Raw genomic sequence first — 231 nt, forward strand, 5'->3', positions numbered from 1 at the left:
AATGAACTTAATCAGTTTTCTCTTCGTAATACATGTCCTGTCTCACTAACTAATCGAAATTCCAGAGCTTTTCCCAGTATAATTCCAAGACATAAGCCGATTCCAAGCATTATAACTAACAATAGTCCTTGCAGCAAAGTTATTTGCCCCATATGAATAAGGGACTGACCTGTTACAAAACACAATAAAGCTGGAACAAGCCAAATGCGATTTACTTTTACTTTTCGTTCT

At 35.9% G+C, this 231-nt stretch carries 1 pseudogene; it reads right to left on the bottom strand.

The annotated features are described in order from the left end of the window. Positions 1-14: 14 nt before the first annotated feature. A pseudogene (locus tag KVT34_RS31430) lies at positions 15-231 on the bottom strand (DUF1453 domain-containing protein); the annotation flags it as partial.

The sequence above is a fragment of the Paenibacillus sp. GbtcB18 genome (assembly GCF_019091125.1).
GTDB lineage: Bacteria > Bacillota > Bacilli > Paenibacillales > NBRC-103111 > Paenibacillus_F > Paenibacillus_F chitinolyticus.